Annotated in this window: 5 protein-coding genes; 1 reads left to right on the top strand and 4 read right to left on the bottom strand. The window is 59.6% G+C overall.

Annotated elements, in window-relative coordinates; all coding sequences use genetic code 11:
• A partial coding sequence (locus CG471_RS31050; RefSeq protein WP_218964296.1) for a hypothetical protein occupies nucleotides 1–185 on the top strand: 185 nt, incomplete at its 5' end.
• Between the two features lie 93 nt (nucleotides 186–278).
• On the opposite strand, the gene CG471_RS28535 is transcribed toward CG471_RS31050, so the two are convergent.
• From CG471_RS28535 to CG471_RS28520, 4 genes are all read right to left on the bottom strand, one after another.
• Entirely contained in the window at nucleotides 279–647 is a 369-nt protein-coding gene (locus tag CG471_RS28535; RefSeq protein WP_010409068.1) for a hypothetical protein, read from the bottom strand.
• Nucleotides 644–2,752 (bottom strand): hypothetical protein, encoded by a 2,109-nt coding sequence (locus CG471_RS28530; protein ID WP_048939652.1) that lies wholly within the window; start codon nucleotides 2,750–2,752, stop codon nucleotides 644–646. Before CG471_RS28530 ends, CG471_RS28535 begins: the two co-directional genes overlap by 4 nt.
• 2 nt (nucleotides 2,753–2,754) lie before the next feature.
• A complete protein-coding gene (locus CG471_RS28525) occupies nucleotides 2,755–4,419 on the bottom strand; it encodes a hypothetical protein (protein ID WP_048939653.1) in 1,665 nt (554 codons plus the stop codon).
• A gap of 110 nt (nucleotides 4,420–4,529) precedes the next feature.
• Entirely contained in the window at nucleotides 4,530–5,882 is a 1,353-nt protein-coding gene (locus tag CG471_RS28520) for a tyrosine-type recombinase/integrase (RefSeq protein ID WP_037522502.1), read from the bottom strand.
• Nucleotides 5,883–6,059: the final 177 nt, after the last annotated feature.

The raw sequence follows: 6,059 nt of genomic DNA, 5'->3' as shown, positions 1-6,059 counted from the left end.
CGGCCAATCGCGGTCATTTACATGCGAGATACCCATTCAAGCTGCTGGTCGCAGGCGGGCCGTTGATTGAGGGAATTCTTCGTCGAGTGATGGGCCCAACCAAAATCCATCAAGCGTTGTGCAGGGGAGGATCAGTGCTGCGCAAGCGGGGAGGGTTTTACACTGAACCTGCCTTCAATGCGTAGCCCGCCCGTGGCGGTCTCGCGTCGCCATGTAGCGTAGAGCGAATTGAGCGTGCAACGTGGCGTCGATTGTAATGTCCTCAGGACTTGCTCGCATCATGAGTCGGCCGGCCGTGGTTTTGGCAGCATTGAGCGCAATTGCCGGAGTTCCGCGTCTTTGGCTTCCAACGCAGCCTCCAGCATGATGATACGATTGAGCAACTGGTTGATCACGTTTCGCAGCTCGGCCTTGCCGCTCGTGCTTTGTGGTTTAGCCTTCGGCGGCTTCGGAGCTTCATCGAACAAAGCGAGAAGTTTGGAGCATCGATAGGCCGTCGCTCGACTGACCCCCGCCTCGCGCGCAACATTGGTTATGCTCAGCTTGCCATTCGTCGCGGTGCCTTTGCCGTCGCGCAAGCGGTTATAGGCGTCAAGCAGCGCGACGGTGGCTTGCGATTTCCGGGGAGGGTTCGCTTTCGTCGTCATCGTTCGACCTGTTCCAGCAACTGCCTGTAAATATCGATCTGTGCCTCAATGGCGTGTTTCTGGATCGGGCTGATGTTCTTGCCATTTTTCATGGTCTCGGCATCTGCGATGCATGATTGCAGAGCCAGCACATGCCGCCTCGCCACCACGCTGTTCGGACAACGAGCAGGCTGGCACCTCGTAAATGCCGGCTGCGCCTCAGCTCCTTTCACCTTCAAGCAGAGGGCGTGGTCGGCATAGAAGAAGCAGTCGTTGATATAACCCGGATGAAGCGTGACGGCGGTGTTCGAGAGCATTTTTGCGCGGCGCCGATCATCAACGACCGTGCCGGGCAGATCTCCGATCTTGTTTCTGATGCTTGTAAATTCGGCGACGAGTTTCGATCGCATGGGGCCGCCTGGATTGATCCCTGCCTTCCAGTCCTCGTACATCTCGACGATATCGCTGAGCTGAGCGAGGCGACGTTCCTCTTCGATCTCCGAACGGAAGCCGGATTGGGAAGTGCCCGCATAGCCTTCGAACATCATGGCGCTCGCGTGCCCATATTGTATCATGCCCGCGATCACGCCGAAGGGCTGACTGGCGATGTACCATGCAAGGGTGCGGCGGAGCTGACGCGTGCGCCACCGCCAGGGTTCATCACCCTCGTCCGGGATATGATAAAGTGCCAGTATGCGGTCGGCTTCGGCGGGCGCCGCCGCTGCCATTTCTTCGGCGAGCCGGCGACACTCTTTGGCAAAGTAATTCAGGTATACGGTCGATTGATGCGCCGTAAGCTGGACATTGCCCACCCCCCGAATCAAGGCCGGTTTGAACAGGGGCTCATCATCTCGCGGCGCTTCCGTTCGATCGGCGCTGTTGTGTAGATAGTCCTGCAACCGTATTGCTGCCAATACGGCCCTGGCAACAGGCTCTATCACGGTCCAGCGATGTTCAGCGCCGTCGACGTTTTTACGGGTTTTGAAGATTCTTCCGACGAGTTCGTAGCCCTTAACCTTCCCATGTTCGTCGCGCATGAGTCTGAGGCAACCACGCTTGAGCGCGGCCGCTTCCTCGCCGCGCATTCCTGATAATAGGCCGATTACGAGATAGCACGCGGCTATCGCCGGTATGAAGGTATAACGGCTGCTGAAGCTGGGAAGATGCGACCGCCACGCAATGTTTGTTCCTGGCATGCTGGCCCAACCACTGCTTGCGCCTGGGCGCTCGGTTCCGAGTTGCGAGATTGCCTTCTCGAGCATAGCTGAGCGTGCCTTCAGCACTGCCACGCCGAGGCCGCTGGCCTTGCAGATTTCTGGCCACGCGGGTCGACCATCTTGGGTCGCCGGTACTCCAGAGCCCGATGCTTCAAGCGCATCCAAATAAGCGCGCAGGCGCTGGTCGCTTAGTTTCGGTGACACTCTCTGCCGACGCGCGGCGATGTTGATGCCAGCTATACGATGTCGGGCGATAAGATCGTCGATCCCATGATGGACGTAGAACATGGCCCACCGCAACGCCGGCGCGCTAATGGCTTCCGGTATTCGCGGTGTGACATTTTCTCGGCCACCCCGGTATCCCGCGATCCTAGTCGCTGAACGGTTACCCCAAGGAGCTATCTCGATTCCCCGGAACGACAGGGAGGGCGTATAGAGCGCAAGTCGCCGTACGCAGAGGATCTTGTAGACAAGAGTTGCCGGTGCGAGGTGCCGCTTCGCGGACAGCCACTGATCCAGCCAAGGCTGATCGATCTCGTGGAGTCGAAGTCCGGCTTCCCGCACTTCTTGTAGAAAATGCCGGATTATATTGCCGACCTGCATCAGCGAACCAGGTTTCAGGACGCCGAGGCGGCCGCGCACATTGTCTCGGGAGTCGTAGTTTAAAGACAGGAACAGGTATTCTCGTATGAGCTCCCGCTCATCAGCATCGGCGATCCGACCGAAGCAGATACAGGCTTCATGGGCCTTTGTCGGCCGCGCGATGGCACATTCGAGCAGCCACTTATCGTCCCCGACCAGAGAGATATTCTGCTGCTCACGGCCACTCACGACCATCTGGGGCGGAATCACCAATGCCGAACGGTCAATCCGCCAAGATGCTTCGGCACGTTCCAGAACCCGACGCATGTTCAGCCCCGCTGAAGATGTGGCGGCAGCGCTGGCGCCACAGCGGCATTTTCCGCCGTGGACCGAGCCTGTTCGATATCGCCAGCGTCGAACACGGGGAGTATCTGTACCATAATTCGATTATGGTCGGCGCTGTAGCGCTCGTGCCACTCCGCTTCCGTCATGACGGCGCGCCGTTCAGCTAGCCATGTCAGATAGGTCAGCAATGCAGGCAGTTTTCGTGCGGTGAACACTGCATTCGAGCAATGGAGGCAGCCGGTGAACGCGGTGGCGCAGGAGCCGTTGTCGTTCCGCCCAAGAGGGCTCGACCAAAAGCCGGAACACATGCCAAGGAACGTATCGGCATCGCCTGAGACCAACGACGCGACCGCGCCTGCGTCGAGCTTTTGGTTTCCGATCGAGAGGCCGGATGCGAGCGCGCTGACTTCCTCCTTCGGTGGCAGGACCAACGGCATCATCGCCATGTCGAACAGTTGACCTTCAGCGACCGCTACCGAGCGTGCATGCTCTTCTCGAAGCCCGTCCACCGCGGCATAATGCCGAGCGGCAACTGGCTTCGAGTGATCGCTCGCGAAGCGCCGAAGGTGGCCTGTGTGGCGCAAGTAATTGTCCCGCTTCACCGTCTTCCTTAGCCGGGCGGGAACGATCTTGGTTATCGGCTTGCCCGCTTCGTCGACGAGCCCAAGGCTCCTGATCGCGGCATAGAAGTTGTGGGTAGAAAGGCTGAACCGCCGCCAGCTCGGCAGTCCGGCTGCAACGAAGCCCACCCACAGGTAATCCGCATTCGGGTCCCCTCGATCGGCCATTCGCTCGGCGGCGGGTCGGGATAGTTCGAGGGCAAGGCGAACGAGTCCGCCGGGCGTATTAATTCCACCATCACGCACGCGTTCGCGCTTGATCTTCGCGCGGGGGCCGCCTCGTCCCTTTGTGTATTCAATGGAGACGTACCCTCTCGCGGGGTTCTTCAGGCAGTCGCGCCGCAGGGTCCGCAGGCATTCTATCGGCATTTCGACCCGGAGCGCGATGGCGATGATGAAGCAGATCGCATCAGGCAGGGTCAGAACGAGAAGATCGCTGGCCGCGGCGATGGCAACCTTGCGATATTTGAACATGTCGAACTCGCTTCGAGCGGGGCGCGTGCCGTCGGCGACCCTCAGGAACACATTCTCAAAGCGGCTCCTCTCCGGCTTGTTTCGCAAAGCTTCGATCTGCTCGCGGCCCGACAAGATCCTTTCGCGTGTAGCTACCACGCTGCGATCAGCGGCGTCTTTCAGGACGCGAGCGACGAACGGTGTCAACGGTTCGCGGGGCCGTAATGCCGTTCCGTTGTGCCGGCTCGTGAAGTTGATCCGCGCCTTCAGATCCGGACGAAGCAGATCAGGGTTTCGTTCGTCTATCGCGCGAAGGCCGTGAACAAGGCAACGGAACCGGGAGTATTGACCCCGAACGTCGCAGGCATCGATGTCAGCGGCCGTGATCACGCGAAGCCCCCCGTTGAGGCGCCCGCTGGAGGACAGATGTTTCCCGAGCGGGATCCAGCTCTGTCGATACTGTTCGACACTCGGGACGGCCAGGCCGGCGAACAGCTCGTTCATCATCGGCCCAAGGTACAAGGCAAGATCGCGACCCAGGCCTTCGTTCCCCACCTCGTGCAGCAACCAGGTCATTTCGCGCCCGACACCGTCACGATGATGATAGGCTACGATCGCGTCGGCTCGCGGCTCCTCATCCTGCTGCGGAGGTAAATCGCGGAACGAGAGGCGAGGGCGACCCACTGCTAGAAGAAGCCCATCAGACGAGAGTCCAGCGCCTCGGCCGCCTGATCTACGATTTCGAAGGCTTCATCGAGGTAGGTGAGATATTTTTCAGTGGTCAGGACGCTGGCGTGACCCAGCCATCGCTGGACCCGGCGCAAGGGGTCGCTGACAACCTTCATGTAGATTTCCTCGGTTCGATCCGGGACAGATCGATCGTCGAGCCTCATCACTTCCGCTTTGACGAGGTGTGTAAGCCAGTAGACGGCAAAGGTATGCCGGAGGGTATGGGGCGATACGTGTAGGTCCCAGCCCATGTCCTCCGACAACTTCTTGCTGGTACGCCGGAATATCGACTGCCATGCCGCGGGGGTGAGGGCTTGGCCGTCCTGCGCCAGCCACAATGCTGCCGGCTGCGCACTTTCCAATGGTGCGCCCGATCCGGGCAGCAATAGGAGGTTGCGTCGTTCGTCGATGCGCAGAGTCGCCAGTGATCGAGGGCGCCGCTCGCCCTTGATCAAAACGCGTTGCCCGCCTGCAAGCGTGCCGATGAGCGGCTGCCGCATGGTCCGGACCCCACCCGCGCGTCGCCAGCGATCGACCAACTGGCTCCGCTCCTCGCGAATATAAGCGTCGATGAAGTTACTGGCTACCCGCCTCGGGAACGGCACTGATCGAGGTTTGCGCCCTTTGGTGATTCTGGCGGGCAGGTCGATCATGGTGCTGCGACAGCCGTGAAAGACGCGGGCGTTCGTCGTCGGAAGCTCACCGATCAGAAGGCTTGCGCCTTCTTCGAGCCTAACCCCTGTCGTCACAAGCAGCTCGGCGAACGCGGCATCGCGCATCGGATTCCGCCGGTGAGTGATGCCGTTCGCGTAACCCCCACCGAGCAGGCCTTGGTCTCGGAACAGAACGTAATCCTCGAGCGGGATCATGCGGATCGTATCTTCGGCAACCGCGCCATCACGGCGGAATCTGGTTTTCGGCGCAACTGATATCAGTCCTGCGTCCTCGCTGGCGGCCCATTGATAGAACCGCGTTAGCGCCGCAGAGGTGCGCTTCCAAGACGATCCCGATAGTCGGAGCTCGCCCGGCCCTTCGAGCCGAAGGCTGCGATATTTCCCTACGTCGGCACTCGATGCGTCGAGTAACGACTTTGAACGCGCATCCCGCAGGTAACGGGCAAAGACCTGAAGATCTCGAGCATAGTGGCCTGCGCTGGCAAGGGACACGCCATCGGATCGCAGGAACGTGATGAACGAATTGACTTCTACAACGGGGCTTCCGTCGGAATGAAGGAGAGAAGGGAGATTTGTTTCGGGTAAGTATTTGATTGCGTCCTGCTTTATGGAGTCATCAAGCGCAGGCCGGATCATCGTCCCATCAAGAAGTATAGGCTCGACGCCGAGCCAAGGATCGAACGGGAAAAGATGCACTGAACCCTCGACATGACACTGGGCGTTTCCATTTTATTGCCCCGACCCGATCGATAATGGGACAATATCCTTATCCCGTCAAAGGGAATGGATCGTCTCAATGGCGACATAATGGTT

Source organism: Sphingobium sp. IP1 (genome assembly GCF_002708645.1).
In the GTDB taxonomy this organism is placed as follows: Bacteria; Pseudomonadota; Alphaproteobacteria; order Sphingomonadales; family Sphingomonadaceae; genus Sphingobium; species Sphingobium yanoikuyae.
Note: the sequence above shows the minus strand (reverse complement) of the source record. Positions and strands in the feature narration are given on the sequence as shown.

Bases quoted from the DNA above. Each gene is read 5' to 3' on its own strand.
- CG471_RS28530 (WP_048939652.1), bottom strand. From the start codon at position 2,752: ATGCGTCGGGTTCTGGAACGTGCCGAAGCATCTTGGCGGATTGACCGT.
- CG471_RS28535 (WP_010409068.1), bottom strand. From the start codon at position 647: ATGACGACGAAAGCGAACCCTCCCCGGAAATCGCAAGCCACCGTCGCG.
- CG471_RS28520 (WP_037522502.1), bottom strand. From the start codon at position 5,882: ATGATCCGGCCTGCGCTTGATGACTCCATAAAGCAGGACGCAATCAAA.
- CG471_RS28525 (WP_048939653.1), bottom strand. From the start codon at position 4,419: ATGACCTGGTTGCTGCACGAGGTGGGGAACGAAGGCCTGGGTCGCGAT.